General features: G+C 45.5%; 1 protein-coding gene. It reads right to left on the bottom strand.

All coding sequences use genetic code 11. From position 1 onward, the window contains the following. Positions 1-231 (bottom strand): alpha/beta hydrolase-fold protein (locus Q4519_RS22200; RefSeq protein WP_303516158.1); only part of this gene is annotated, 231 nt, incomplete at both ends.

Genomic DNA, 231 nt, shown 5'->3' with positions numbered 1-231 from the left:
GGTTTACACATGTAGCTGGATAACGCCATCACGCCAGCAAAGTGATGTTGGCTACTGCAAGCTAAGTGTAGCGCGATCACGCCCCCTTGTGAAAACCCTGCTATCACGATATTTTCTTGCTTTATTCCTTGCGCAACTTGTTGCTCAATTAATTCGCTGACTAACACCATGGACTCGAGTACGCCTGTTTCATCGGCGCGATTATTTAAGTCCATCGTCTTAATATCATAC

This window comes from Motilimonas sp. 1_MG-2023 (genome assembly GCF_030547455.1).
Classification (GTDB): domain Bacteria; phylum Pseudomonadota; class Gammaproteobacteria; order Enterobacterales; family CBDFNC01; genus Motilimonas.
Note: the sequence above shows the minus strand (reverse complement) of the source record. Positions and strands in the feature narration are given on the sequence as shown.